This window comes from Microbacterium sp. IO18 (genome assembly GCF_049099505.1).
Classification (GTDB): Bacteria; Actinomycetota; Actinomycetes; order Actinomycetales; family Microbacteriaceae; genus Microbacterium; species Microbacterium aurugineum.
In genome coordinates, this window is the sequence record NZ_JBMJAF010000002.1 from 867,373 (window position 1) to 893,072 (window position 25,700).

The window sequence follows — 25,700 nt, forward strand, 5'->3', positions numbered from 1 at the left end:
GCTTACTGGAGGACGTCCGCGATCTCGTCGAACCGGAGCCTGCGCCCCGTGTAGAAGGGCACCTCCTCCTTCACATACATCCGGGCGTCCGTGTAGCGCAGGTCCCGCATGAGGTCGACCAGGTCGGTGAGCTCATCGGCCTCGAGCGGCAGCAGCCACTCGTAGTCGCCGAGCGCGAAGGACGCGACCGTGTTGGCGAGGACGCCGGTGAACGCCGCACCCCGGCGTCCGTGGTCGGCCAGCATCGTGCGCCGCTCCTCCTCCGGAGCGAGGTACCACTCGGGCGTGCGCACGAAGGGGTACAGGCACAGCCAGTCCTTGGGCTCGATACCGCGCAGGAATCCGGGGACGTGTGCGCGGTTGAACTCGGCATCGCGATGGACGCCCATGACGTTCCACACCGGGAGGAGCGGACGCAGGAGCTCGGTGCGGCGCAGGCGTCGAAGGGCCTTCTGCAGTTCTTCCGCGGTGTCGCCGTGCAGCCACACCATGAGATCGGCGTCGGCCTTGAGTCCGGAGACGTCGTAGAAGCCGCGAACGGTCACCCCGGAGTCCTCGATGTACGCGACGATCGTCTCGAGCTCCGTCGACTCGCTCTCCGTCACGGGAACATCGGGATTCCGTCGCCAGACGGCCCAGAGTGTGAAGCCGGACGGGTTCTCAGCGCTCTCTTCGGACATCATGCTCCCCAGTCTGCCTCGTTTGTGCAGGAGCCGCTAATCACCCCAGAAGCGGTCCCGACCTCTCGGAACTCCGCGCGTCAGCGGGAGATCACGCGCGCGATCGCCCAGACCGCACCACCCACGGCCGCAGCGACGCCGACGGCCGCGGCGATCGCACCGATCGGGTTGCGATCGGCGAACACCCGGGCCTTGGCGGCGGCGCGCGTGGAGGCCTTCTCGAGACGGCGCGGCAGGTTGCCCTTGACCTCGATGGCGGCGAGGGCAGCCTTCAGTTCCGCGCGCGCGGAGGCGACGGGGTCGACGATCCCGGCGGGGACGGCGGTGCGCGGCATCGACTCAGAATTCGTCATCGCCGGCCTCCTTCACGAGTCGGATGTCTTCCGCGACGGCCTGCGCCGGGTTCTGGCGCGCGAGGACCTTGCGGAACTTCAGGATGCCGAGCAGCGCGAACAGCAGCACGGCCAGGATCAGGATGCCGAACACGGCGATCGCCGAGAGCCACACGGGCCACCACGACGAGAGTCCGGCGATCGCGAAGACCAGGATCACGGGCACGGCCCAGAACAGGAAGAACAGCGCGACGAGGAACCACACGGAGCCGATGCCGGCGTCCTTCGAGGTCCGCGAGATCCACGCCTTGGCGGCGTCGATCTCGGCCTTGACCAGATTCGTGACGAGCTCCGGCAGATCCCCGAGCAGGGTCAGCAGACTGTCGTCGGCACGATCACGGTAACCGCGGGGCATGTCAGGCGCCGGACTTCTTGGGAGCGGACTTGGTCGCCGCGGGCTTCTTGGCCGCAGGCTTCTTGGCGGCCGGTTTCTTGGCGGGCGTGCTCGCCGTCGCCTTCGCGGCCTCGACCGCTTCCTCGGTGGCTTCAGCGAGGTCTTCCGCCGCCTCGCGGCCGGTGGCGATGGCGGAGTCGAGCCGCTGGCCCGGGGTGCCGTTGCCGCTGACGGACTTGGCGACCTTCACCACGCCGGTCCAGAGCGCTCCCGGCACGGCAGCAGCCTTGTCGCCGACGAAGCCCTTGACCTTGGTGACCTGCTCCTGCACCGGATCGAGGTTCCACACCTTCAGCCACTGCGTCTTGATCTGTTCGTAGCGCTCACGTCCGGCACGGGTGCCGAGGACGTAGCCCACGCCGAGTCCGACGACGAGTCCGATCTTCCCCTTCATGGGGTCTCCTCACCTTGTTCCGGTTGTCCGGCCAGCTTCGCCCGGCTTGGATCGACCGCAGGCTTCGCGCCCGGCGGCAGGTTCCCAGCGTAACCCCGTATGCCGATTTCGGCATCTATGCGCCGGAGGGTTGACACGGAGAGGTGTCTCAGTCCCACAACAGGGTGCGCCGCAAGCGGTCCGCCTCGTCCCGCGCACCCGGGATCACCTGCGCGAGCCCTGTCCCGGCGAGCCACGCACCGACCGCAGCGAGGCCGGGAACCGCCTGAACCGCATCCCGCGCGGCCCGACGCCGGGCCCCGGATCCGATGATCGACGCCGGCTGCGACTGCACGAAACGGCCGCGATGGGAGGCGAGGACGGCCGCAGGGGCGAGGGGGATGCCGAGCAGAGCAGCGGCTTCGCTGCGGGCGAGGTGCGCGGCGTCGGCATCGCTCAGCTCTGCAGTGGCGGCCGGTTCCCCCTGCGCGCCGAACGACACGCGGACGACATGGCGACCTCCTGCCGCTTCACGCACCCACCCCCACTTCGCGGTCGAGTGTGTCAGAGCCTTGGCCGTGTGGCTGCCCGGCACTGTGAGTACGCCGGTGCCACGCGGGGTGGCATCCAACGCGGGCGCGTCGAGGATCAGGGTGACGATCTCGATCTCGGGCGAGGCCGCCGCCTCCGTCTTCCGGAGATCGGGCACCACCGAGGAGAGGAGTTCCCGCGCCGTGGACTCGGGCGTCGCGATGATGACGGCGTCGGCGGCGAGCTCTTCGACCACCGGAGCAGCGGATTCCACCGCGGCGGCACGCAACTCCGTGACGACCGCGGCCTCGTCGTCGGTGACGGCGGGGAGGTCGACGACGGGCGCGGTCTCCACCTCCACCGTCCAGGCCGCCCCGGCCCGGCGCACGCTGCGCACCCTCACTCCCGTCCGCACGTCGGCGTCGAGGCGTCCCAGATCGGCGGCGAGCGCGTCGACGAGGGCGCTCATGCCTCCGGAGAGTCCTTCGACCGCCGCTCCGGGCGTCTTGTCCGCCGCGCTCGCCGTCGCCGCCCTCGCCGTGGCCGCCTCGTCACGGAGCGACTGCACCGCACCGGAGAGGGAGCCGACGCGGGTGAGCGCGGCATTGAGACCCGGAGCAGCCACGTCGATGTCGACGTCGTCGGGAGACGCGGAGTAGACGCCGGTCGTGACGGGCGCGACGAGACGGTCGCGCACCTTGGGTCCCATACGCGAGGCGACCAGCTTGCCGAGACTGAGCTGGTGGCCGATCGTGAGGGGCGGCCGGACACGATCGAGGTAGGCGCGCCAGACGCCCGACCATCCGATGATCCGACGCACGTCGTCCTGGAACGGATTCGCGGGGATCCCCAGGATCCCTCCGACCGGGAGCGGTGCCGCGCCCACGCCGGGGATGCCGGCCAACCAGGCGGCGCCCGCCTGCGGAGCCACGATGCGATCTGCGAGGCCGAGCTCCTCGACGAAGGCGCGCACGTGTCCGCCCCTGGTGGCATAGCTCTCGGCCCCGGCATCGACGACGACGCCATCCAGCTCGATGCGACGGATCGCGCCCCCCGGTTCGTCCGCGGACTCGAGCAGGGTGACGCGCATGCCGACCTTGGCGCATTCCCGCGCCGCGACGAGGCCGCCGATGCCGCCACCGATCACGACCACGTGCTTCTGCGCCGCGCGGGCGGCGAGATCGGACGGCTCTGCAGAGGAGGGGTCGGGCGTCATGCCCTCAATTCTCCCACCGGTGCGGATCAGGCCTCGACGGGCTCAGAACTGCCGCGTCCACGCTTGCGGACCTCGCGCAGCACGATCTGCTCGGGGCACACCGTCGAGAGGAAGTCGCCGACGGAGAGCGCGAGCCGTTCACCGACGAGCGAGTAGAGGATGCGGTTGGCGTCGCGGCGCTCGGTGACGAGTCCGGCCTGGCGGAGCACGCTCAGGTGACGGGAGATGGTCGGCCCGCTCGCGGAGAAACGCGAGGCGATCTCGCCGGCCGCGAGTTCCCCCTCTTTCAGATCCTGCAGGATCTGGCGCCGGGTGGGGTGCGCCAGCGCCGCGAAGATGTCGCTCGCGCTGTCGGTCATGGTTGCAATATAGCACCTTTGCTAGATACTCTGTAGCCGCGTAGCTAATTAGCAAAGGAGAAGCACCATGCGGGTAGCGATCACGGGCGGCACCGGATTCGTCGGCAGGAACCTCGCCGACCGCCTCGACGACGCGGTCGTGATCTCCCGCCGGAACGGCATCGAGATCACCGACGTGGAGGCCCTGAGTAAAGCCTTCGAGGGGTGCGACGCCGTGGCGCACTGCGCCGGGATCAACCGCGAGATCGATGGACAGACGTTCCGCCGCGTGCACGTCGACGGGACGAGGGCCGTGGTGGAGGCAGCCCGCCGCGCCGGCGTGCAGCGCATCGTCCTCGTCAGCTTCCTCCGAGCACGGCCCGACTGCGGCTCCGGATACCACGAGTCGAAGTGGGAGGCGGAGGAGATCGTCCGCGCCTCCGGCATCCCGCACACCATCCTCAAGTCCGGGATGATCTACGGCCCCGGCGATCACATGGTCGACCACGTGACCAAGGCGGTGCGGACAGTGCCCTTCTTCTGGACCGTCGGCTACCGCGAACGCACGGCACGACCGGTGCCCGTGGAGGACGCGGTCGACGTCCTCGTCGCCGCTCTCGAAGGCCGCATCGAGGAGCCGCCGATCGCGGTCATGGGTGCGGATGAGGTCACACTCGGCGAGGCGATCCGTCGCATCGCCCGTGTCGCCGGACGCCGTCCCGCGTTCCTCCCGGTGCCGACCTGGATCGTGCGGGCGCTGGCCCAGGTGACCGAGTGGACGATGGTCGTCCCGCTCGTGGCGAAGGCTCAGGCACGGATGCTCGCGGAGGGCGTGAGCGAGGCCGCACCGTTCGCTCCCGAGGCGCCGATCGGCATCCGCCCGGCCCGGGCGTTCGACGACGAGCGCATCCGCGCGGCGCTCCCGGCCGGGGGCTTCACTCTCGACGACCTGCGGATCATGCGTCGTCTGCGGCGGACTGCTCGCCCTCGAATCGCGTGAAAGCCGATCTGATCGTCAGAGGGAGTGCGCCAGCTCCACGATGCGGGTGAGCTGGTCGGGGTCCGTCTCGGGCGGGACGCCGTGTCCGAGGTTGAGGATGTGGGCTCGCGCCGCTCGACCGCGATCGATCACGTCGCGCACATGAGCCTCCAGCACCGGCCACGGGGCGGCGAGGAGCGCAGGATCGATGTTGCCCTGCACCGTGACGTCCGGTCCGAGGATCGCGGCCGCCTCATCGAGGGGCTGCCGCCAGTCGACGCCCACCCCGTCGGCCACGCCGTCGAGGCGCATGTCGGCGAGGAACGGCCCCGTGCCGACGCCGAAGTGGATGGTCGGAAGGCTGATGTCTGCGAGCGCGGCGTGGGAGTGCGGAGCCACGAACGCGCGGTAGTCGGCGGTGCTGAGCGATCCGGCCCAGCTGTCGAACAGCTGCACGACGGAGGCCCCCGCGTCCCGCTGGGTCTCCAGGAAGCGACGGGAGACACGCGCCAGCCATCCGGCCAGCCGGTTCCACGATTCCGGGTCGGAGTGCATCATGGCCCGCGCACGCAGATGCTCCTTGGAGGGGCCGCCCTCGACGAGGTAGGCCGCGAGCGTGAACGGCGCACCGGCGAATCCGATCAGCGGGGTGTCGCCCAGCTCCGCCGTGGCGATGCCGACCGCCTCCGCGATGGCCGTGCCGTCCAGGTCGTCCGGATCGATGGCGGTGACACGATCGACGTCGGATGCCGTGCGCACCGGGTCCGCGAACACCGGACCACGCCCGGGCTCGATCTCGACGTCGACCCCGGCCAGACGCAGCGGGATGACGATGTCGCTGAAGAACACCGCCGCGTCCACCCCGTGCCGGCGCACCGGCTGCAGCGTGATCTCGGCAGCGAGATCCGGGGTCAGGCAGGCGTCGAGCATCCGGGTCCCGACGCGCAGGTCACGGTACTCGGGCAGCGACCTGCCGGCCTGCCGCATGAACCAGACCGGGGTGCGGGCGGGACGGTCGCCGGCGAGGGCGCGCAGAAGCGGGGCGTCGGAGAGGGCCATGGTCCCATCCTCGCATTCCGCCCTTATGGAGCCGCCGAGTCGGGCCGTGCGACTCCCCGCTCTCCGCGCTCCGGTACAATTGAAACGTGCTGCTGTGTGTGACGGCGAGTCACAAGACCGCCTCCTTCGAACTGCTCGAACGCCTGAGCCGCACCCCCGACGACGTCGCTCCCACTCTCGTGGGCATGACGCCGTGCGTGCAGGGTGCCGTGGTCCTGGCGACGTGCAACCGGTTCGAGGCGTACGTCGAAATGGACGAACCGGTGACCGCAGCCGGTGCGATCGGCGTCGAGGCCGTCATCGAAGCGGTCGAATCCGCGACGGGCATCCCTGCCGCCGAGCTCGACGGTGCCTACGCCGTGCACTCGGGACGCCGCGTCGCCGAACACCTCTTCTCGGTCGCCTCCGGTCTCGAATCCGTCGTCTCCGGCGAGGGCGAGATCGCCGGGCAGGTCCGCCGCGCCCTCACGTCCGCGCGCAAGGACGGCACCACCTCCCCCGAACTCGAACGCCTCTTCCAGCGTGCGAGCCAGGCGCAGCGCAAGGTCAAGAACGTCACCGCCCTCGGCCGCGCGGGCCGCTCGCTCGTGCGCCTCGCCTTGGAACTCGCCGACAGCCGCATCGCCGACTGGGCCGCCGAGCGCGTGCTGCTGGTCGGCACCGGAGCCTATGCCGCGGTCACCCTGGCCACGCTTCGTGAGCGAGGTGCCGTGAACATCTCGGTGTACTCGCCCTCGGGCCGCGCCGAGGTCTTCGCCGCGAAGCACGGCATCCGTCCCATCGCCGCCGACGAGTACGCCCGCACCGCCGCACGCTCGAGCCTGCTCATCACGTGCACCACCGCCACGGAGCCCGTGCTCGGCCCCGAGCACCTGCAGCTTCCGACCGGACCCGCCGCTGTCGGCTGCCCCGTCGGCGCCCACAGCCGGCTCGTGGTCGACCTCGGCATGCCGCGCAACGTCGACCCCGCCGTCGCCTCGCTCGAGGGCGTGGCCCTGCTCGACCTCGAGACCATCCGCCTCCACGCACCGCTCGAAGAGCTCCAGGCGACGGATGCCGCGCGCACGGTCGTCCGCGAAGCCGCCGAGACCTTCCACGTGGTGGGCGCACGACAGAGCGTGACCCCTTCGGTCGTGGCTTTCCGCTCGCACATCTTCGAGTTGCTCGAGCGAGAGATCGATCGTGCTCGCGCACGCGGCGACGAGGACGGCAAGGTCGAGCAGGCTCTGCGCCACCTCTCCGGCGTGCTGCTGCACACCCCGACCGTGCGCGCGCACGAGCTCGCCGCCGCCGGTCGCGCCGACGAGTTCACCGCCGCGCTGTCCGCGCTGTACGGCATCGCGCCCGAGGCCGACACCTCCGCCGCGGACGACGCCGCGACCGCCTGACACGCTCCGCCGCGGGGTGGGACACTGGAGGCATGGCCCTTCACATCACCGGAGACACCGCCGCCGACGACCTGCTCACGAACAACCCGCTCGCCCTGCTGGTGGGGATGCTGCTCGACCAGCAGGTTCCGATGGAGACCGCATTCGCCGGTCCGCTCAAGATCGAGCAGCGCACCGGAGCTGCCGACGCCGCGACGATCGCCCACATGGCGCCGGACGAGTTCCTCGAGGCCTTCAGGCAGACCCCCGCGGTGCACCGGTTCCCTGGATCGATGGCGACCCGCGTGCAGACGCTGTGCCAGACCCTCGTCGACGACTGGGACGGAGACGCCGCCGCGCTGTGGACCGCGGGAGACCCGTCGGGACCCGAGGTGCTGAAGCGCCTGAAGGCGCTCCCCGGCTTCGGCGAGCAGAAGGCCAAGATCTTCCTCGCGCTCCTGGGCAAGCAGTACGGCTTCACGGGCGAGGGCTGGCGCGAGGCGTCCGCTCCCTACGGCGAGGACGGCTCCTACCGCAGCGTCGCCGACATCGTCTCGCCGGACTCGCTCACGAAGGTGCGTGAGCACAAGAAGGCCATGAAGGCCGCGGCCAAGGCACCGAAGTGAAGCCGACCGGGGATGACGTCGCGGGGCTCATCGCCCGCTCCTCCCCCGCGGTCCGCCGTCGGGACGCCGAGACCCTGACCGAGCTCCTGCAGGAGATCACCGGACGCGAACCGCAGACCTGGGGCACGATCATCGGGTTCGGCTCCTGCCACTACCGCTACCCCACCGGCACGGAGGGTGACAGCGGGCTGCTCGGTTTCGCTCCGCGCAAGGCTGCGACGACGATCTACCTGTTCGACGGAGTGGCCGCGCACGCCGAGGCCCTGGCCGAGCTCGGCCCGCACACCACGGGCGTCGGGTGCCTGTACATCAAGGATCTGGAGCAGATCGACCTCGACGTGCTGCGCGGCATCCTCGAAAGCTCGCTCGCCTGGGTCGAGGCGGGCGGCACCTCCGAGGTGCAGCTCACCGTCACGGGCTGACACCCCCCGCCCCGGTGCCCCGGTGCTGCGACGCTGCGGTGCTGCGGTGCTGCGGTGCTGCGGTGCTGCGGTGCTCCCTTGATCGTCGACGCCCCCTCTCGTCGCCGAGACCCCCTCCTGCAGCCGTCTGCAGGAGGGGGTCTCGGCGCGGAACGGGGGTCTCGGCGCGTGTGCGGGGGTGGGACGGGGGGGTGGGACGGGGCGGGGGGGGACGGGGCGGGGTATCAGGGGTGCGGGGAGAAGAACGCGCGGAGGTCGGCGGCGAGCAGGTCGGGGCGCTCCAGAGCGGCGAAGTGCCCGCCCTCGTCGAAGCGGCTCCAGTGCACGATGTTCGCGTTGTCGCGCTCGGCGAAGACCCGGATCGTCTGGAAGTCGTCCGCGAACACGGCGACTCCGGTGCGGGCGGTGCTGACGCGCGGCTCGGCCCCTTCCTCGGCGGCGTCTGCCCTGGCGTTCTCGAGGTAGCTGCGCGACATGCCGGACGCCGCGTTCGCGAACCAGTTCACGCTGACCTCGAGCAGGATCTTGTCCAGAGGCACGAGCGACGTGCCGTTGCCGAACGAGTTGAACAGCTCGCTGTACGCGAGGAGTCCGACCGGAGAATCGCTGATCCCCACCGATACGGTCTGCGGGCGCGAGGAGTTCATGGCGTTGTACCCGCCCACCGACTGGAACCACTGCATGTGCTCGAGGCCGGCGTAGTCCGCGGGCTCCAGCTTCTCGAACTCCGCCGGGTCGCCCGAGGGGAACGAGAACAGCTGCAGCACGTGCAGTCCGAGGAATCCCTCGGGCTCGAGCAGCCCCAGCTCGCGGGCGAGCATCGCCCCGTTATCGGAGCCGTGGATGCCGTAGCTGTCATAGCCGAGCCCCCGCATGAGGCGGTCGTAAGCCTCCGCGACGCGTGCGGTCGTCCACCCCGCCGAAGCGAGCGGCTGTGAGAAGCCGTAGCCGGGCGCATCCGGGATCACGACGTCGAAGGCGTCCTCCGCCCGGCCGCCGTGCGCCACCGGGTCGACGAGCCGGTCGATCAGGTCGAGGTAGTCGATCGACGAGCCCGGGTAGGTGTGGGCGAGCAGCAGGGGTGTCGCTCCCTCGTGGGCCGAGCGCACGTGGAGGAAGTGGATCGTCTGTCCGTCGATCACGGTGGTGAAGTGCGGGACGGCGTTGATCCGCTCCTGGGCGGCGGTCCAGTCGAAGTCGCGCCAGGCGGCGACGGCCTCGCGCAGGTAGGAGTTGGGGGTACCGGCATCCCAGTCATCCGTCGGCGACGGCTGCGGAAGACGAGTGCGGGCGAGACGATCCTGGAGATCGGCGACCTCGGCAGCGGAGACCGAGACGGTGAAGGGGCGGAAGGTGAGCGTCGTGTTTTCCATATCTCGAAGGTAGAAGGGCATTAGGTTGGATTCGTTCCTAATAAATGAACGACTTTCACGGAGTTCCGATGGCCGATCCGACCGCTCGTCTGCTCGCCCTTCTGGCCCTGCTGCAGACCGGCCCCGAGCGCTCCGGGTCCGACCTGGCCGCCCGCCTCGGCGTCTCGGCGCGCACCATCCGGCACGACATCGAGCGGCTGCGTGACCTCGGGTATCCGGTCGACGCCACGCGCGGATCCATCGGCGGATACCGCCTGGGGGCCGGCGGGAAGCTTCCTCCGCTGCTCCTCGACGACGAAGAGGCGGTGGCGGTCACGGTCGGGCTTCGCGCCGCGGCCGGCATCGCAGGGGTCGCGGAGTCGGGCGCCCGGGCCCTCGCCAAGCTCGAGCAGGTTCTGCCGTCGCATCTGCGTCCCACGGTGGACGCCCTCCGCACCAGCGTCGACCGCGCTCCGGAGAACAACGACACCGACGCCCCGGATCCGGAGGTGGACGCCGCATCGCTGCAGGCCATCGCGCGCGCGATCCGCGACGAGGAGTGGTTGCGCTTCGAGTACGAAGGGGCGCCCGTGCTGGTCGAGCCCTATCGGCTGCTCACCTGGCATCGGCGCTGGTACCTGGTTGCGCGCGATCCGCACACCGCGGAGTGGGGCACCTACCGCGTCGACTGGATGGACCGGCGGATGCCGACCCACCGGCGCTTCGACCCGCAGCCGCTGCCCGGGGGCGACTACACGGCCTTCGCGATGCGCACCATCGCGGTGAGCGGGTGGATCGTGCACGCCCGACTGCGGATCGACGCCTCGGCGGAGGCCGTGCTCGACCGGATCCATGCCGCGGTCGGTGTGGTCGAACCGATCGACGAGGAGCACTGCATCCTCGTCACCGGCGCGGACAGCCTCGACACGGTCGCCGCCTACATCGGGATGCTCATGATGGACTTCACGGTCGAGAGTCCGCCCGAGCTGATCCCCCGCCTCCAGCTGCTGTCCGAGCGCTACGCGCGCGCGGTGGCCGGCAGCTGATCCCTCCCCCTCCGTGCCGAGCCCCCGCCTGATCGTCGAGACCCCCGCCTGCTGACGTCAGCAGGCGGGGGTCTCGGCGGGGCGCGGGGGTCTCGACCACCAGGCCCGGAAGTCAGGTGGGCAGGTGACGCGAGGCTCAGGCGCCGCGCAGACGCTCCGCGAGGTACGCGTGCAGCTGGTCGATCGAGACGCGCTCCTGGGCCATGGTGTCGCGGTCGCGCACGGTGACGGCGCGGTCCTCGAGCGAGTCGAAGTCGACCGTGACGCAGAACGGGGTGCCGATCTCGTCCTGACGACGGTAGCGGCGACCGATCGCCCCCGCATCGTCGAAGTCGACGGCCCAGGAGCTGCGGAGCGTGTCGGCGACCTCACGCGCGAGAGGAGACAGCTTCTCGTTGCGCGAGAGCGGCAGCACCGCGGCCTTGACGGGCGCGAGGCGCGGGTCGAGCTTGAGCACGGTGCGCACGTCGGTGCCGCCCTTGGCGTTGGGCACGTGCTCCTCGCGGTAGGCATCGACGAGGAACGCCATCATCGCGCGGGTGAGGCCGAACGACGGCTCGATCACGTACGGGGTGTAGCGCTCGCCCGTGGCCTGGTCGAAGTAGGTCAGGCTCTGCCCCGACGCCTCGCTGTGGCTGGAGAGGTCGTAGTCGGTGCGGTTGGCGACGCCCATGAGTTCGCCCCACTCCTTGCCCGCGAAGCCGAACTTGTACTCGACGTCGATCGTGCCGGCCGAGTAGTGCGCGCGGTCGTCTTCCGGCACGTCGAACTGGCGCATGTTCTCGGGGTCGATGCCCAGATCGATGAACCAGTTCCAGCAGGCCTCGACCCAGTGCTCGAACCACTGCTGTGCATCGGCGGGCGGCGTGAAGAACTCGATCTCCATCTGCTCGAACTCGCGCGTGCGGAAGATGAAGTTACCCGGCGTGATCTCGTTGCGGAACGCCTTGCCCACCTGGCCGATGCCGAACGGCGGCTTCTTGCGGCTCGCGGTGAGCACGTTCGAGAAGTTCACGAAGATGCCCTGCGCGGTCTCGGGGCGCAGGAAGTACAGGCCCGACTCATCGTCCACGACGCCGAGGTAGGTCTTCACCAGGCCGGAGAACGCCTTGGGCTCCGTGTACTGCCCCTTGGTGCCGCAGTTGGGGCAGGGGATGTCGGCGAGGCCGTTCTCGGCCTTGCGCCCCTTGCGCGCCTCGAAGTCCTCGATGAGGTTGTCGGCACGGAAGCGCTTGTGGCACTGCAGGCACTCGACCAGCGGGTCGGTGAAGGTCGCGACGTGACCCGAGGCCTCCCACACGCGCTTGGGGAGGATGATGCTGGAGTCCAGGCCGACCATGTCGCCACGGCCGCGCACGAACGTCTGCCACCACTGACGACGGATGTTCTCCTTGAGCTCCGTCCCGAGGGGGCCGTAGTCCCAGGCCGACCGGGAACCGCCGTAGATCTCACCCGCTTGGAACACGAACCCGCGGTGGCGGGCGAGGGCGATGACCTTGTCGAGGCGGGACTGTTCGGCCATGGTGGCTCCAATGGTCGGATGCGGGAGGAGACCCGTGAACACGGGCACCCCATTCTATCCGTCGCCCCGTGGCGACCCTGGCCCCGACGGCCGCACGGGAGTACCGTCCTGACATGAGCACTGCAGCGCGAGATCAGCGGGCCCGCAACGAAGACACCCGCTTCTTCGGCCAACCGTGGGCTCTGGTGCACATCTTCGGCGTGGAGATGTGGGAGCGCTTCAGCTTCTACGGCATGCAGGGCATCCTGCTCATCTACCTGTACTACTCGGTCTCGCAGGGTGGCCTCGGCCTCCCCGAAGCCGTCGCCGGCGGGATCGTCGGCGCGTACGGCGGTGCGGTCTACCTGTCGACCATCCTGGGCGCCTGGCTCGCCGACCGCCTGTTCGGGTCCGAACGGGTGCTCTTCGTCAGCGCGATGGTGATCGTGGCCGGCCACGTCGCCCTCGCCCTGCTCCCGGGCTTCGTCGGCGTGGGCGTCGGCCTGGTGCTCGTCGCTCTCGGCTCCGGCGGCCTGAAGGCGAACGCGACCTCGGTCGTCGGCAGTCTCTACACGCCGGAGGATCCCCGCCGGGACGCGGGCTTCTCGCTGTTCTACCTGGGCATCAACCTCGGCGCGTTCCTGGGCCCGATCCTGACCGGCATCCTGCAGTCCTCCCTCGGTTTCCACTTCGGTTTCGGACTCGCGGCCCTGGGGATGACCTTCGGTCTCGTCCAGTACTCGTTCGGGCGTCGCGCCCTGCCCGCCTCGGTCCGCGAGGTGCCGAACCCGCTCCCGACGTCCCGCTACCCTCTCGTCGGGATCATCGCCGTCGTCGCCGTCGCCCTCATCGCCGTCCTGGTCCTGACCGGGCTGATCCGCGCAGACAACCTCGCGACCCTGGTCATCGGCGGCACCGTGATCGCCGCCGTCGCCTATTTCACCGTGATCCTGTCCAGCCGTCGCATCGACACCACCGAGCGCTCGCGGGTGTGGGGGTTCCTGCCGCTGTTCGTCACCAGTGTCGCGTTCTGGTCGCTGTACCAGCAGCAGTTCACGGTCCTGACCGTCTACTCGGACAAGCGCCTCGACAGGAATCTGTTCGGCTGGGAGATGCCCGTCTCGTGGGTGCAGTCGATCAACCCCGTCTTCATCATCATCCTGTCGGGAGTGTTCGCCGCGATCTGGACCCGACTCGGAAAGCGCCAGCCCTCGACACCGGTGAAGTTCGGACTGGCCGCGATCATCATGGGATCGGCGTTCCTGCTGTTCCTGCCGTTCGCCGGAGGGGGCGAGAACTCCACGCCGCTGCTGGCGATCGTCGGGATCCTGTTCGTCTTCACGGTCGCCGAACTGCTGCTGTCACCGGTCGGGCTCTCGGTGGCCACCAAGCTCGCGCCCGCCGCGTTCCACACGCAGATGGTCGCGCTGTTCTTCCTGTCGATCGCCCTCGGCACGGCGATCTCCGGATGGCTGGTGCAGTTCTACAACCCGGATGACGAGGTGCCGTACTTCTCGATCCTCGGTGGCATCGCCATCGTCGTCGGGATCGGCCTGCTGCTCAGCGTGAAACCCGTCCTGAAGCTCATGCGCGGGGTGCGCTGATCGCACCGTCGCGGAAGGCGGTCAGGCCGTGAAGAGGTAGCCGCGCGCGTTGTCGTAGCCGGCGACCTTCAGTCCGCTGCCGAGCAGACCTTCCATCTGGGCCCGCAGACGGAGCCGCCACTCGTGTGCGGCCACCGGGTCCGAGATGCGCAGCGCCTCGATGTCCGCCGGGATCTCCAGGGTCTCGACGACCTCGTCGTCTGCCGGCGGCTTGGCGATGTCGGCGAGGGCCCACTCGACATCGAGCCGGTCGCTCTCGTCACCCGCGTCCCCGCCGCCGAAGATCCCGTAGCGGTTCACCGAGTATCCCGTCGCGCGTGCGCCGAGCACCGTGAAGAAGAAGTGCGCGTTGCGCGCGACCAGCGGATCGAACACCCAGGTGATCCGACCGACGTCGCGGGAGAACGCCCACTGACGCTGGTGCTCCTTGAGCTCACGCCCCCAGCCGCGCCCCCGATACTCGGGGAGCAGAGCCGTGATGTGCGAGTGCATCGCCCGCCGGGCGGGTTCGCCGAAGAACGCGATCGATGCCCCGACCATGCGCTCCTCGTCGCCCTCGCCGTCGAAGAAGCCGACGACGTAGTTGCCCGACTGCTGCAGGGCGCGCAGGGTGCCGGCATCCACCACGCGCTGCGGACCCCGGATGGAGTCGAGCAGGCCCTGCGCGTCGAGGATGAGTTCAACGGTGTCGAGGTCACGGATGGTTCGCACGCACCCAGTCTGCCCCTCGTCGGCCCGTTCGAGGAATCGACGGGCCCGGATCAGCGATAAGGGAAGGCCTCCCCGCCACCCGCCGCGAGCGCTTCCGCGACGATCCGGAGGTGTGCTTCGGCCATCTCCGGCGGCAGCGGCGGCAGGATCTCGTCCCAGAAGGCGAGCACGGCGCCGCGGCCCTGCATCATCCCCGCCGGGCGTCCCATCGCCCACAGGTGCATGTGCGCGGAGCCGTCGTTCCAGCGACCGAAGTGGCAGCGCGCGACCCCGGGGACGCTCTTGACGGCCTGGGAGACCCGCTGCATCAGCGGACCCAGCGCGGCGAGCACATCGTGCGGGGCGTTCTCGAGCAGCCAATGCTCGCGCGGCGCGACCCCGCCGATGAACGGCAGACCGCCGACGTCCCATCCGGCACGCACTTGCCACAGCTCGTCCTGCCAGATCGTGTGCACGCTCGGACCACAGTGCCCGCACTCGGCCGGGTCGATCTCTCCTCCGCGCGGCTTCTCCGGCACGAGCATCGGTTCGAGCGGACGCATCGTGATCGACTCGAAGGCCCAGGGCAGACCCTCGGCGATCGCGGAGGCGTCGAGCACCTCGCCGATCGGGAGCCGGCGGTGGTATGCGGAGTCGGCGGGGTGCTGGTCGAAGGCGGCGTCATCGCTCATCCGCCCATGCAATCACGAACGGCGGAGCGTGCTCACACCTTCCTCAGCGCGTCCCGATCGAGTTGAGAGGCGGAGGTGAGCCCCGCCAGCCCGAGGGTGATGTCGATCTCGGCGAGCACGTTGCGCACGACCTCGCGCACACCCACCTCCCCGGCGATGCCGAGGCCGTAGGCGTAGGGACGGCCGAGAGCCACGACCGTCGCGCCGAGGGCGAGGGCGATCACGGCATCGGCGCCGCCCCGCACCCCCGAGTCGAAGACGATCGGCACCCGGCCCGCGACACGCTCCGCGATCTCGGGCAGCACGTCGAGCGTCGGCACCGAGCGATCGATCTGACGGCCGCCGTGGTTCGAGATCCAGATCCCGTCCATCCCCGCATCGAGCGCCGCCTGGGCATCGTCGGGGTGCACGATCCCCTTCAGGATGATCGGCAGACTCGTCCACTCGCGTGCTTTCGCCAGGTCTTCCCCCGTGAGGGCAGGAGTGGAGAACACGTCGAGGAACGTCTCGACCGCAGCCCGCGGCAACGGCGACCGGAGGTTGTCGCGCAGCGAAGCTCCGCCGGTGAGCGGCGCGCCCTTGCGGGCGATCGTCAGGGCCGCGGCCACCGCCCGAGGTGTGACGCGGACGCCGGGCGCATCGCCCTTCGGCGCGGCGGCGCGCTCGCGCACCAGCTGCTGGAACACCGGATCACTCGTGTACTGCGCGATCCCCAACCCGCGGGTGAACGGCAGGTACGCGAGATCGAGGTCGCGGGTGCGCCAACCGAGCAGGTGCGTGTCGAGGGTGATGACGATCGCTTCGCACCCGGACTCCTCGGCGCGGGCGAGCAGCGAGCGGTTGAGGTCGTCCGACGCCGACCAGTAGAGCTGGAACAGCCGGGAGCCGTGCGGTGCGGCATCCGCCACCTCCTCCATCGGGAAGGAGGCCTGGTTCGAGAGCGTGTACGGGACGCCGAGGGATGCCGCGGCACGCCCGACCGCGAGGTCGGCCTCCGCGTGGGCCATCTCCATCACCCCGAGCGGGGCGAGCAGGAGGGGCGTCGGGCGCATCCGCCCCAGGAACTCCACGCCGAGGTCGCGGGTCGAGACGTCACGGAGCGGCCTCGGCCAGACCTGCCAACGGTCGAACGCCCGACGGTTGGCCGTCATGGTGCGCTCGGAACCCGCACCACCGGCGATGTACGCGAACGCTTCGGCGCTCAGCGCCTTGCGGGCCGCCGCCTTGAGGGCCACGGGGTCGATCGGCACCGCGGGCTTCGTCCCGCTGATGCCCGCGCGGTAGATGTCGGACTGGGTACGCCGGGAGATGCCGCGGTGGGCGGCGGGATCGTCCGGAGCGACGCTGCTCGTGACCATGCCCACATGCTAACCAGCGCCGGACGGCCCCGCATCGTCCGATCGCCGATAGCCTGAGCCGGTGGGTGCGAGCGACGACAGAGCCAGGAAGCGTCTCTCCCGCACCCCGCCGAAGTGGGCGATCGTCGCGGTCCTCGCGTTCGCCGGTCTGTGCTCCTCGTTCATGTTCACGCTCGTCGTCCCGTTGCAGGCCGAGCTGCCGCAGCTGCTGAACGCCTCCCGCGAGGACACCACCTGGGTGGTCACGATCACGCTGCTCGTCGCCGCGGTCGCCACCCCCATCTCCGGCCGCCTGGGCGACATGTACGGCAAGCGCCGGGTCGTGATCGCCCTGCTCGCGCTCCTCATCCTCGGCTCCGTGATCGCCGCGGTCTCCGGCTCGATCGTCGGCGTGATCATCGGTCGCGCGCTGCAGGGGGCCGTGACGGGCGTCGTCCCCCTCGGCATCGCCATCATGCGCGACGTGCTGCCGCCCGAGCGGCTCGGCACGGCCGTGGCCCTCATGAGCGCGACCATGGGAGTCGGTGGCGCCATCGGGATGCCCGTCGCCGCCCTCCTCGCCCAGAACGCCGACTGGCACATGCTCTTCTGGCTCGCGGCAGCGCTCGGCGTCGCCGGCCTCGCTCTCGTTCTGGTGGTGATCCCGGAGGACGTGCTCCGCTTCCCCGGTCGACTCGACGTGGTCGGTGCCGTCGGTCTCGCGATCGGCCTCACCGGGATCCTGCTCTTCGTCTCGCGAGGAGCGCAATGGGGATGGACCTCCGCGCTCACGCTCACCTGCATCCTCGGGGGAGTCGCCGTCCTCCTGGTCTGGGGCTGGTACCAGCTGCGCACGAAGGACCCCCTGCTCGATCTCCGGGTCGCCGCACGCCCGGCCGTCCTGTTCACGAACATCGCCGCGATCGGCATGGGGTTCGCGCTCTTCGCCTCGAACGTGACGTTCCCTCAGCTCCTCGAGATGCCGACCGTCGGCGGCGCGGGCTTCGGGCTCGACATGCTGGCGGCGTCCCTCGTGATCATGCCGGCGGGGCTCGTGATGATGGTCATCTCACCGCTCTCGGGCTGGCTCGAACGCACCGTCGGCCCCCGCCCGCTGTTCACGGTCGGCGCCGCGGCGATCGTGCTCGCCTACGTCTTCGTCCTGCTCTGGTCCTCCGAGGTGTGGCACATCTTCGTGGCCAACATCTTCATCGGCATCGGTATCGGGTTCACCTTCGCCGCGATGCCGATGATCATCATGCGCTCGGTGCCGGCGAACGAGACCGGGGCGTCGAACGGGCTGAACGCCCTGTTCCGCTCGGTCGGAACCTCGAGCGCCTCCGCCGTGATGGGCGGTGTGCTCGCGGCGATGAGCATCGATGTCGACGGGGTCGCCGTGCCCACGCGAGCCGCCTTCGAGGTGTGCTTCTGGCTCGCGATCGCGGCCGGCGTGATCGCCGTGGTGCTCTCGCTGTTCATCCCGAAGCAGCGGAGTTCCGAACAGCATCCGTCCCTGCCCGGCTGAGCGCGGCGCGACGCCGCACCTCCGCGACGTGAACCGGCTCAGATCCTCCGATAGGTGACGTGGGTGACCAAGGAGGTTGCGCGCACCGACACCCGTTCGAGCCGCTGCGGAGGCACCCCCTCGAAGACGCGCTCCCCCGCCCCGATGATGCACGGCGTGATGTGCAGGCGCAGCTCGTCGAGGAGACCCGCCGTGAGGAACTGGTTCACGGTGCGCGGCCCGCCGGCGATCGAGATGTCCTGCTCCCCCGCGGCATCCCGGGCGAGCTCCAGTGCCCTTTCGATGCCGTCGGTGATGAAGTGGAAGGTCGTGCCGCCCTCCATCTCGATCGGCTCGTGCGGATGATGCGTGAGCACGAAGACGGGGTTGTGGTACGGCGGGTTCGGACCCCACCAGCCACGCCAGTCGCGATCCCATTCCCCCCGCACCGGGCCGAACATGTTGCGGCCCATGATGGTCGCCCCCGAGGTGACGATCGCGTCGACCTCGGCCTTGTTCTCCTCGTAGGCGTCGAACATCCAGTTGTGCAGCCAGGAGTCGTCGACATCGCCGAACGGTCGCTCCTCCGTCTGGTTCAGACCGGTGGCGTAGCCGTCGGCCGAGACGGCGAGGTCGCTGAAGATGATGCCCATGCGTGACTCCTCCTCGGATGCGGACGCCCTCCGGTCTACGCGAACCGAGGCGGTCCGTCAACGGGAGATCGTGCGCGGGTCCGGGTCGTCGTGTCGCGGAGAGCGCAGCCGACCCGGGATCGGCCAGGCCAGCACGAACTGCGCGGTCGCCGGACGGGTCATGTCGCCGAAGTCGTCGATCTTCACCACGATCCGCCCCGGCACACCCTCTTCGTCGGGAGTCACCTCGAGGAGGCGCACGCGCAGCGGACGGTCGTCCTCACCGTCCAGCATCCACGGATCCGCGAGCCACGCGATCCCGTGCTCCTCCAACGCAGCCTCGGCATCGAGCCATTCGGCGGGAGCACCGACACGGCGTCCGAGCACGTCGACAGCCACCCACTCGTCTCCGGCGGGGTGGATCCATCCGAGCAGCTCGCCGTCGTCGCGGCGGTGCGGGGTCCAGTCAGATCGCGGCATCCCTCGATGCTAGCGACGTGCCGTGCGCGTCAGTGCGTGTATTCCATGAGTTCGACACCGAGCACGCGGAAGGCGTCGTGCGCGCGAAGCCGGTGCGTGATCGAGAGGTCGTCGAAGCAGACGATGAGCGAATAGGCGACCCCGGCGCGAGGGCCGGCGAGCACACCCGCCTCCGCACGCACCCCCCGGTCGCGACCGGTCTTGTTCACGAACAGCAGGCCGTGCGCATCGTGATCATGCGCGAAGGGATCGAGGCCCGTGGAGGCCGCGACCAGGCTCAGGTCCTGGTTCAGGCTCAGCCACTCCGACACCTGCGCGCTGACGGCGGCGTCGACGACCTGCGAGTTCACCAGCGCCGAGAACAGCCCGGCGAGTTCGCGCGCCGAACCGACGGCGACCTGCGGAGCGTCGTCGGGGCCACGACGGTCGCGGAAACGGTCGAGCAGCGCCGTGCGACGGAGCCCGAGGGACTCGATGCGGTCGCGCACCCGTTCGTGCCCGACCTTCTGCAGCAGTGCGTTGACCGCGATCGGGTCGCCCGCGGTCGCCGCCAGCACGGCGAGGTCCTCCAGCGGAAGCGCCGGGGCATGCAGGTGTCGCCAGAGCCCCGAGGTCTCCACGGCATCGACGTTCTCGCGCTCGACGATCTCGAACGGGTCCAGCGCACCGCCCTGGAAGCCCGCGGCCACCTCGATGAGCAGCGGGACCACGCCGAGCCCCGCGACGGGCATGGTCACATGGTCGTCACCGGCCAGGACGTGCACATGATTGTCGAGGTCGACGACGTGTACCGAGACCTGCGCGCCGGAGTCCGCCAGCCCCTCCAGCGATCGGAGCGTGGCGGTGAACGACCGTCGCCCGGCGGCTGCGCGCCGAGGGAGTCGACGGCTGGTGCGCTGCGAGCGGCGACCGCCGGACGACTCCGGGGCACCCCGGAGAGACTCGGGGACCGAGGAGTTGCGGAACCCATCACCAGGCTCGAGAGCGCCCACGCTGATCCTTAAGGGGGGTGGATTTGCGGGATACCGAGGGAAGACGCTCCCCAGCGGCAGGGCTATCGTAACCCCACCGCCGGGGGATGCTTCACAGAGTGTGACGTTTGGTCACCAGATGGTCACCCGCGATGCCGCGGGCAGCCAGAGGGCGTCGGTGTCGGACACCCCGAACGCCTCGTAGAAGGCATCGATGTTGCGCACGATCTGGTTGCAGCGGAACTCGTTCGGCGAGTGCGGGTCGATCGTCAGCAGCCGCAGGGTCTCGGCGTCACGGCTCTTCTGCTGCCACACCTGCGCCCAGGAGAGCAGAAGTCGCTGCACGCCGGTGTACCCGTCGATCACCGGCGCCTCCGCACCGTCCAGCGACAGCTCGTACGCCCGGAGCGCGATGCCGAGACCGCCGAGGTCGCCGATGTTCTCCCCGATCGTGAGGGCGCCGTTGACGTGATGCTCGGCGTCGAGGCCCTCTGGAACGAGCTCGTCGTACTGGGCGATGAGAGCCTTGGTGCGCTCTTCGAACGCCGAGCGATCCGCATCCGTCCACCAGTCCTGCAGTCGGCCGTCGCCGTCGTAGCGGCTGCCCTGGTCGTCGAAGCCGTGGCCGATCTCGTGACCGATGACCGCGCCGATGCCGCCGTAGTTCGCGGCCGCATCACGACCGGCGTCGAAGAACGGGTACTGCAGGATCGCCGCGGGGAACACGATCTCGTTCATGGACGGGTTGTAGTACGCGTTGACCATCTGCGGCGGCATGTGCCACTCGGTGCGGTCGATGGGCGTGCCGACCTTGTCGACGTTGCGATCGTGCTCGAAGATCGCCGCGCGGCGCACGTTGCCGAACAGGTCGTCCCGGTCGATCTCGAGGCTCGAGTAGTCACGCCACACCTCGGGATGCCCGATCTTCGGCGTGAACGAGTCGAGCTTGGCGAGCGCGCGCTCACGGGTCTCCGCGGTCATCCACTCGAGGTCGGTGATGCTCCGGCGGTAGGCCTCGATGAGGTTCGCGACCAGCTCGTCCATCGCGGCCTTCGCCGTCGGCGGGTAGTGCCGCTCGACGTACACCTTGCCGATCGCCTCGCCGAGGGCCCCCTCGGCGAGCGAGACGCCGCGCTTCCAGCGCTCGCGCATCGTGGGGACACCGGTGAGCTCGGTGCCGTAGAACGAGAAGTTCTCCTGCACGAGATCGTCGGTCAGGTACGGTGCCGCCGCGTGCACGACCTTCGCCCGCAACCACGCCTTCCAGTCGTCGAGACGCTCCGGGGTCAGCAGCGAGCCGAGGCCCTCGAAGAAACTCGGCTGCGACACGACGACCTCGTCGAACGCGGCGGGGTTCGACGGCGAGACCGCTTCCCGCCACGGGGTCAGGTCGACACCGGCGAGCTCCTGGAGCTCGTCCCAGGTCTTGAGGTTGTAGGTCGCGACCGCATCGCGGCTGCGCACGTTATCCCAGTGATGACCCGCCAGCTCGGTCTCGAGCGCGATCGCCCGGTCGGTGTTCTCCGCCGCCTGCGGGACGCCCGCGAGCTCCAGCAGTCGCTCGAGATGGGCACGGTACGCGGCGCGGGTGTCGGCGAACGTGTCGAGGCGGAAGTAGCTCTCGTCGGGGAGCGACAGACCTGCCTGCAGGAGCACCGGAAGGTAGCGCTCGGGGTTGCCGGGGTCGCCGTCGACGTAGAGTCCGATCACGGATGCACGACCATCGCGGTCGTACGCGCCGACGGTGCGCAGGAACGCCGGGATGCCGTCGATCGCGTCGATCTCGGCCAGCGTCCCGGCGAGCGGGGCGACACCGGCGGCATCGATCCGCTCGGTGTCCATGAAGCTCGCGAACAGGTCGCCGATCTTGCGGGCGAGAGTGCCCTCCGCTGCGTCCTGCGACTCCTCGACGATCGCACGCACGTCTTTCTCTGCCTGCTCGGCGAGGAGGTGGAAGGAGCCCCAGCGCGCCTTGTCCCCCGGGATCTCGGTGCGGGCGAGCCAGGCGCCGTTCACGTGGCGGTAGAGGTCGTCCTGCGGGCGGATGTCGGAGCTGAACTCATCAAGGGCGAGGCCCACGGGAAGAACGTCAGTCATGCGCCCCAGCCTATGACGCCCCTCCCCCACTGCGTCGAGGCGGGCCCGTCCGCCGTCACCATCCGGTCTGCAACAGGGACTGGACGATGATCGCGGCGACGACCTGCACCGCCAGCAACCAGCGGCGCGCCCGTTCGTCGAAGAGCGCCAGACCGATCGTGATCCAGGGCACGAACGGCAACCAGATGCGCTCCACCTCCGCCCGGCTCATGTTCGACAGATCGGCCAGGAGCACCATGAGCACCCCGGCGGCGCAGAGCAGCAGCACGATGGTGCGCGGCTCCCATCCGCGCCCTGACTCGGTTCGGAGTTCCGGAACCTGACGCCGCGCTCGCGGTCCGCGGATCGCCCACGCCCCGACTGCCGCGAAGGCCGCACCGATCGCCGGCCCCGCGCTGACCGCGAACGCGGCGATGTTCCCCCACAGCCAGTACCCGGGCGGTCGGCGCGATGCCACCCCATCCCAGTAGCGCTGCTGCAACACCGGGAACGCCTCCCACCAGGCGAAGCCGAAGACCGCGAACGCCCCCACGACGGCGATCGCCGAGACCGCGGCGATCGGCAGCGGGATCCACGACCTCCCCGCCACCAGCACGGCGACCGCGAGCACCCCCAGCAGGGGGAGGCCGTACGAGAGCATCACGCAGTATCCGAGCAGGAGGCCGGCCCCGACCGACCACGCGATCCGCACGACACCACCCGCACGCGTCGCGAGCGCCAACAGACAGATGCCCCACGCGGCGACAGCCATGAACATGCCGTCGCCCGAGACCGCCACCCAGATCGCCGCCGGGGTGAACACCAGGAACGGAGCCGCGCGACGGGCGAGGTCGGCCGCCCCGAGGGCGCGCAGCGTGATCAGCACCGCCACCACGGTCGTGGCACCCAGGAGCAGGACCACGAATCCGGCGGCGAGCGCGCTCCCGAGCCCCATCCGCACCAGGACGACGAAGAAGAGCAGGGCTCCCGGGGGATGGCCGGCGATGTGCACGGGCCAGTTGTCCTCATGCGCGTACGGGATCCGCTCGATGTACTCGCGGAGCGTGGCCCCGAAGTCGTCGACCTCCCGTGCGGTCCCGAGGTACTCGTACCGGTGGTCGAGGATGGTGCCGATGCCGTCGAGCCCGTCCACCGTGGCGAGCGCGAACAGCCACAACGCGGACGCCGCGAACGCGAGCAGCAGCAGCCGCCCCCACCGGACCGAGGAGGCGAGCCGCGGACCCCAGATCACGCCGGCCACACCGAGGAGCACCGCCAGGGGTGTCCCCGGTCCGACTCTCGGCATCCACTCCGCGTGCAGCGGCGGGAACGACTTGACGCGCACGTTCCATCCCGTGAGCGCCGGGATCAGGACCGCGGCCGCGATGAGCACGACGGCCGCGACCGTCCCCCAGACGGCGAGACGCGGCCCCGGACGCGTCGCGGCACCCGCCATCAGACGTCCGCCCCCGTGCGAAGCGAGGCATGCGCGAACTCACGCACCCCCTCGTCGAAACCGACCTGCGGCCGCCACCCCAGCTCTCGAGCGATGCGATCCGCCGAGGCCGTGATGTGGCGCACGTCGCCCGACCGGAACTCCCCCGTCCGCACTGGCTGCGGCCCTCCGAACGCCGCGGCGAGCGCGTCGGCGAACTCCCCGATCGTGTGCGGGACGCCCGTGGCCACGTTGAACGCCCGCGTGGTCCCGCGCTCCACACGATCCGTCCACTCGAGGGCGGCGAGGTTGGCGCGTGCCACATCCCGGACATGGATGAAGTCGCGTCGCTGCTGCCCGTCCTCGAACACGCGGGGGGCCTCGCCCCGCTCGAGGGCGGAACGGAAGATCGATGCCACTCCTGCGTACGGCGTGTCCCGGGGCATCCCCGGTCCGTAGACGTTGTGATAGCGCAGCAGCGCCGCCCGCCCTCCGTCATAGGCCCACGTGCGGGCCAGCAGTTCCTGCTCGAGCTTGGTCGCCGCGTAGGCGTTGCGCGGATCGCAGGGCTGCTCCTCGGGGATCGACATCGGTCGGAGGGGCTCCCCGGTGTGCGGCGACCGCGGCTCGAAGCGACCCGACTCCAGATCGGCCCGGCTCCGCGGTGCGGGCTGCACGAGACGATCCCCCTCCCGGTACAGCCCCTCGCCGTAGACGACCATCGACGACGCGAGGACGAGGCGTTCGATCCCGGCCTCCGCCATCGCCGAGAGCACCACCGCCGTGCCGAGCGAGTTCGAGCCCACGTAGTCGGGGGCATCGTGGATGCTGACGCCGAGTCCGACCTTCGCCGCCTGATGACAGACCGCGTCGACCCCGCTCAACGCCTGGCGCACGGCGTCACGGTCGCGCACATCGGCAGCGACGAACTCGACCTGGCTTCCCCCATCCGGCTCGGGGGCGAAGCTGCCGTGCACGTCGGGGCGCAGGGAATCGAGGATCCGAACCCGCCAGCCCGCGGCGATCGCCTCGTCGACGATCGCGGAGCCGATGAAGCCGGCTCCGCCCGTCACGAGCAGAAGTCGGCTCATGCTCGTGCCCCGATCAGTGCCGCGACCACCTGGGGCGCCAGGCGCTCGGGCGGCTCGTACCCCGGAGGGATGGCGGCGATGATCGCTGCGACAGCCGCGCTCAACCGCGGCTGCGCCTGTGCCATCACGGCGAACACACGTTCCGCGGTGGCCGAGGTGTCATCCTCCGTCTCGCCGTGCTCGGTGTCGGTGTCGGTCACGATCGCGAGGTTCACGTGCGCGAACCCGAGCTCCGCGGCGAGCGCCGCCTCGGGCAGCTGGGTCATGTTGACCAGGGCGGCTCCCATCGCGCGGTGCCAGTCGGCCTCGGCGGCCGTCGCGAACCGCGGTCCCTGCACCACGACGCTGGTCCCCGCGGGGTGCACGCGCTCCCCCTGGTCACGGAGCACCCGGAACGCGATCTCGCGCAGATGCCGGTCGTAGGGCTCCGCGAACGGCAGATGCTGCACACCGGCGATCTCGATGTCCCCGTCGAAGTAGGTGTCGGCCCTGCCGTGCGTGCGGTCGATGAGCTGATCGGTCAGCACGAAGTCACCGGGCGCGAGCGATGACGCCAGCCCACCCACCGCGTTGGTCGACAGCAGCACCCGTGCCCCGAGCCGCCGAAGCCCCCACAGCAGTGCCCTGGCGTTGACCCGGTGCGGCGGCACCCGATGCCCCTCCCCGTGCCGCGGCGCGAACGCCACCGCGCGTCCGTGCAGTCGCCCGACGACGATCTCGGGAACGACTCCCCACGGTGAGTCCGACGCGGGAAGGACTCGTCTGTCCCCGAGGTCGAGCGCTTCGAAACCCGATCCTCCGATCACGGCGAACTCGATCCGGCCCGGCTGCGCGTCAGTCATGCTCCCAGCGTGCCCGCGGAGTCGGCATACCGGCACCCCATTTCCTTACACCCCGATGACAGGTTCCCGA

General features: G+C 70.1%; 26 protein-coding genes. 7 read left to right on the forward strand and 19 right to left on the reverse strand.

Annotated elements, in window-relative coordinates; genetic code table 11:
- Nucleotides 1-2 precede the first annotated feature (2 nt).
- The 6 genes from hemQ to ACLF6J_RS15940 form a co-directional block, all read right to left on the reverse strand.
- Complete coding sequence (gene hemQ / locus ACLF6J_RS15915) at nucleotides 3-683, reverse strand: hydrogen peroxide-dependent heme synthase (protein ID WP_047520999.1); 681 nt, start codon at nucleotides 681-683, stop codon at nucleotides 3-5.
- Nucleotides 684-760: 77 nt separating this feature from the next.
- On the reverse strand, nucleotides 761-1,033 hold the full coding sequence (locus ACLF6J_RS15920) for a hypothetical protein (protein WP_047521001.1): 273 nt from the start codon (nucleotides 1,031-1,033) through the stop codon (nucleotides 761-763).
- The gene (locus ACLF6J_RS15925) at nucleotides 1,020-1,427 is read right to left on the reverse strand and encodes a phage holin family protein (RefSeq protein WP_021198266.1); all 408 of its coding nucleotides are present in this window, start codon (nucleotides 1,425-1,427) and stop codon (nucleotides 1,020-1,022) included. The genes ACLF6J_RS15920 and ACLF6J_RS15925 overlap by 14 nt, the downstream gene beginning before the upstream one ends.
- A 1-nt stretch (nucleotide 1,428) precedes the next feature.
- Complete coding sequence (locus tag ACLF6J_RS15930) at nucleotides 1,429-1,860, reverse strand: hypothetical protein (protein WP_047521004.1); 432 nt, start codon at nucleotides 1,858-1,860, stop codon at nucleotides 1,429-1,431.
- Nucleotides 1,861-2,008: 148 nt separating this feature from the next.
- On the reverse strand, nucleotides 2,009-3,586 hold the full coding sequence (locus ACLF6J_RS15935) for a protoporphyrinogen/coproporphyrinogen oxidase (RefSeq protein WP_134352363.1): 1,578 nt from the start codon (nucleotides 3,584-3,586) through the stop codon (nucleotides 2,009-2,011).
- Between the two features lie 26 nt (nucleotides 3,587-3,612).
- Nucleotides 3,613-3,945, reverse strand: a complete 333-nt coding sequence (locus ACLF6J_RS15940; protein WP_131493328.1) for a metalloregulator ArsR/SmtB family transcription factor — start codon at nucleotides 3,943-3,945, stop codon at nucleotides 3,613-3,615.
- A gap of 67 nt (nucleotides 3,946-4,012) precedes the next feature.
- On the opposite strand from ACLF6J_RS15940, the gene ACLF6J_RS15945 reads away from it, so the two are divergent.
- Nucleotides 4,013-4,924 carry an NAD(P)H-binding protein gene (locus tag ACLF6J_RS15945; RefSeq protein ID WP_421076918.1) on the forward strand — a complete coding sequence of 304 codons (912 nt, stop codon included), beginning with the start codon at nucleotides 4,013-4,015 and terminating at the stop codon, nucleotides 4,922-4,924.
- 15 nt (nucleotides 4,925-4,939) lie between these two features.
- Here the strand turns inward: ACLF6J_RS15945 and hemE are convergent, their stop codons facing one another.
- Nucleotides 4,940-5,962: a uroporphyrinogen decarboxylase gene (gene hemE, locus ACLF6J_RS15950; protein WP_134352365.1), complete on the reverse strand. Its 1,023-nt coding sequence runs from the start codon at nucleotides 5,960-5,962 to the stop codon at nucleotides 4,940-4,942.
- Between the two features lie 86 nt (nucleotides 5,963-6,048).
- Between hemE and ACLF6J_RS15955 the strand changes: the two genes are divergently transcribed.
- Genes ACLF6J_RS15955 through ACLF6J_RS15965 form a run of 3 tightly spaced genes read left to right on the forward strand, consistent with a single transcriptional unit; the run spans nucleotide 6,049 to nucleotide 8,377 of the window.
- Nucleotides 6,049-7,350 (forward strand): glutamyl-tRNA reductase, encoded by a 1,302-nt coding sequence (locus tag ACLF6J_RS15955; RefSeq protein WP_134352366.1) that lies wholly within the window; start codon nucleotides 6,049-6,051, stop codon nucleotides 7,348-7,350.
- Nucleotides 7,351-7,382: 32 nt separating this feature from the next.
- Complete coding sequence (locus tag ACLF6J_RS15960) at nucleotides 7,383-7,955, forward strand: HhH-GPD-type base excision DNA repair protein (RefSeq protein WP_134352367.1); 573 nt, start codon at nucleotides 7,383-7,385, stop codon at nucleotides 7,953-7,955.
- Nucleotides 7,952-8,377, forward strand: coding sequence for a DUF1801 domain-containing protein (locus ACLF6J_RS15965; protein ID WP_134352368.1), 426 nt, complete (start codon nucleotides 7,952-7,954; stop codon nucleotides 8,375-8,377). Before ACLF6J_RS15960 ends, ACLF6J_RS15965 begins: the two co-directional genes overlap by 4 nt.
- A 224-nt stretch (nucleotides 8,378-8,601) precedes the next feature.
- Here the strand turns inward: ACLF6J_RS15965 and ACLF6J_RS15970 are convergent, their stop codons facing one another.
- Nucleotides 8,602-9,750, reverse strand: coding sequence for an epoxide hydrolase family protein (locus ACLF6J_RS15970; RefSeq protein ID WP_134352369.1), 1,149 nt, complete (start codon nucleotides 9,748-9,750; stop codon nucleotides 8,602-8,604).
- Between the two features lie 68 nt (nucleotides 9,751-9,818).
- Between ACLF6J_RS15970 and ACLF6J_RS15975 the strand changes: the two genes are divergently transcribed.
- Complete coding sequence (locus tag ACLF6J_RS15975) at nucleotides 9,819-10,775, forward strand: helix-turn-helix transcriptional regulator (protein ID WP_134352370.1); 957 nt, start codon at nucleotides 9,819-9,821, stop codon at nucleotides 10,773-10,775.
- Nucleotides 10,776-10,911: 136 nt separating this feature from the next.
- On the opposite strand, the gene ACLF6J_RS15980 is transcribed toward ACLF6J_RS15975, so the two are convergent.
- Nucleotides 10,912-12,297 carry a glycine--tRNA ligase gene (locus ACLF6J_RS15980; RefSeq protein ID WP_134352371.1) on the reverse strand — a complete coding sequence of 462 codons (1,386 nt, stop codon included), beginning with the start codon at nucleotides 12,295-12,297 and terminating at the stop codon, nucleotides 10,912-10,914.
- 113 nt (nucleotides 12,298-12,410) lie between these two features.
- Here ACLF6J_RS15980 and ACLF6J_RS15985 point away from each other — a divergent pair, with 113 nt between their 5' ends.
- Nucleotides 12,411-13,880 (forward strand): peptide MFS transporter, encoded by a 1,470-nt coding sequence (locus ACLF6J_RS15985; protein ID WP_047521023.1) that lies wholly within the window; start codon nucleotides 12,411-12,413, stop codon nucleotides 13,878-13,880.
- A 21-nt stretch (nucleotides 13,881-13,901) separates the two neighbouring features.
- Here the strand turns inward: ACLF6J_RS15985 and ACLF6J_RS15990 are convergent, their stop codons facing one another.
- The 3 genes from ACLF6J_RS15990 to ACLF6J_RS16000 are packed head-to-tail and all read right to left on the reverse strand — an operon-like array spanning nucleotide 13,902 to nucleotide 16,620.
- On the reverse strand, nucleotides 13,902-14,591 hold the full coding sequence (locus ACLF6J_RS15990; RefSeq protein ID WP_134352372.1) for a GNAT family N-acetyltransferase: 690 nt from the start codon (nucleotides 14,589-14,591) through the stop codon (nucleotides 13,902-13,904).
- Nucleotides 14,592-14,641: 50 nt separating this feature from the next.
- Nucleotides 14,642-15,262: a hypothetical protein gene (locus tag ACLF6J_RS15995; protein ID WP_134352373.1), complete on the reverse strand. Its 621-nt coding sequence runs from the start codon at nucleotides 15,260-15,262 to the stop codon at nucleotides 14,642-14,644.
- A 32-nt stretch (nucleotides 15,263-15,294) separates the two neighbouring features.
- Complete coding sequence (locus ACLF6J_RS16000) at nucleotides 15,295-16,620, reverse strand: alpha-hydroxy-acid oxidizing protein (protein ID WP_134352374.1); 1,326 nt, start codon at nucleotides 16,618-16,620, stop codon at nucleotides 15,295-15,297.
- 61 nt (nucleotides 16,621-16,681) lie between these two features.
- Here ACLF6J_RS16000 and ACLF6J_RS16005 point away from each other — a divergent pair, with 61 nt between their 5' ends.
- The gene (locus ACLF6J_RS16005) at nucleotides 16,682-18,124 is read left to right on the forward strand and encodes an MFS transporter (protein ID WP_134352375.1); all 1,443 of its coding nucleotides are present in this window, start codon (nucleotides 16,682-16,684) and stop codon (nucleotides 18,122-18,124) included.
- 38 nt (nucleotides 18,125-18,162) lie between these two features.
- Here ACLF6J_RS16005 and ACLF6J_RS16010 read toward each other — a convergent pair whose 3' ends face one another.
- The 7 genes from ACLF6J_RS16010 to ACLF6J_RS16040 all read right to left on the reverse strand — a co-directional run bounded on the left by ACLF6J_RS16010 (nucleotide 18,163) and on the right by ACLF6J_RS16040 (nucleotide 25,630).
- A complete protein-coding gene (locus ACLF6J_RS16010; RefSeq protein WP_134352376.1) occupies nucleotides 18,163-18,756 on the reverse strand; it encodes a dihydrofolate reductase family protein in 594 nt (197 codons plus the stop codon).
- A gap of 57 nt (nucleotides 18,757-18,813) precedes the next feature.
- Nucleotides 18,814-19,215 carry a hypothetical protein gene (locus tag ACLF6J_RS16015; RefSeq protein ID WP_134352377.1) on the reverse strand — a complete coding sequence of 134 codons (402 nt, stop codon included), beginning with the start codon at nucleotides 19,213-19,215 and terminating at the stop codon, nucleotides 18,814-18,816.
- Between the two features lie 29 nt (nucleotides 19,216-19,244).
- On the reverse strand, nucleotides 19,245-20,207 hold the full coding sequence (locus tag ACLF6J_RS16020; protein WP_134352378.1) for a serine hydrolase: 963 nt from the start codon (nucleotides 20,205-20,207) through the stop codon (nucleotides 19,245-19,247).
- Nucleotides 20,208-20,318: 111 nt separating this feature from the next.
- Entirely contained in the window at nucleotides 20,319-22,283 is a 1,965-nt protein-coding gene (locus ACLF6J_RS16025) for a M13 family metallopeptidase (protein ID WP_134352379.1), read from the reverse strand.
- A 55-nt stretch (nucleotides 22,284-22,338) separates the two neighbouring features.
- Complete coding sequence (locus ACLF6J_RS16030) at nucleotides 22,339-23,718, reverse strand: hypothetical protein (protein WP_134352380.1); 1,380 nt, start codon at nucleotides 23,716-23,718, stop codon at nucleotides 22,339-22,341.
- Nucleotides 23,718-24,788 carry an NAD-dependent epimerase/dehydratase family protein gene (locus ACLF6J_RS16035; RefSeq protein WP_134352381.1) on the reverse strand — a complete coding sequence of 357 codons (1,071 nt, stop codon included), beginning with the start codon at nucleotides 24,786-24,788 and terminating at the stop codon, nucleotides 23,718-23,720. Before ACLF6J_RS16035 ends, ACLF6J_RS16030 begins: the two co-directional genes overlap by 1 nt.
- Nucleotides 24,785-25,630 carry an MTAP family purine nucleoside phosphorylase gene (locus tag ACLF6J_RS16040; protein ID WP_131494169.1) on the reverse strand — a complete coding sequence of 282 codons (846 nt, stop codon included), beginning with the start codon at nucleotides 25,628-25,630 and terminating at the stop codon, nucleotides 24,785-24,787. Before ACLF6J_RS16040 ends, ACLF6J_RS16035 begins: the two co-directional genes overlap by 4 nt.
- Between the last annotated feature and the right edge of the window lie 70 nt (nucleotides 25,631-25,700).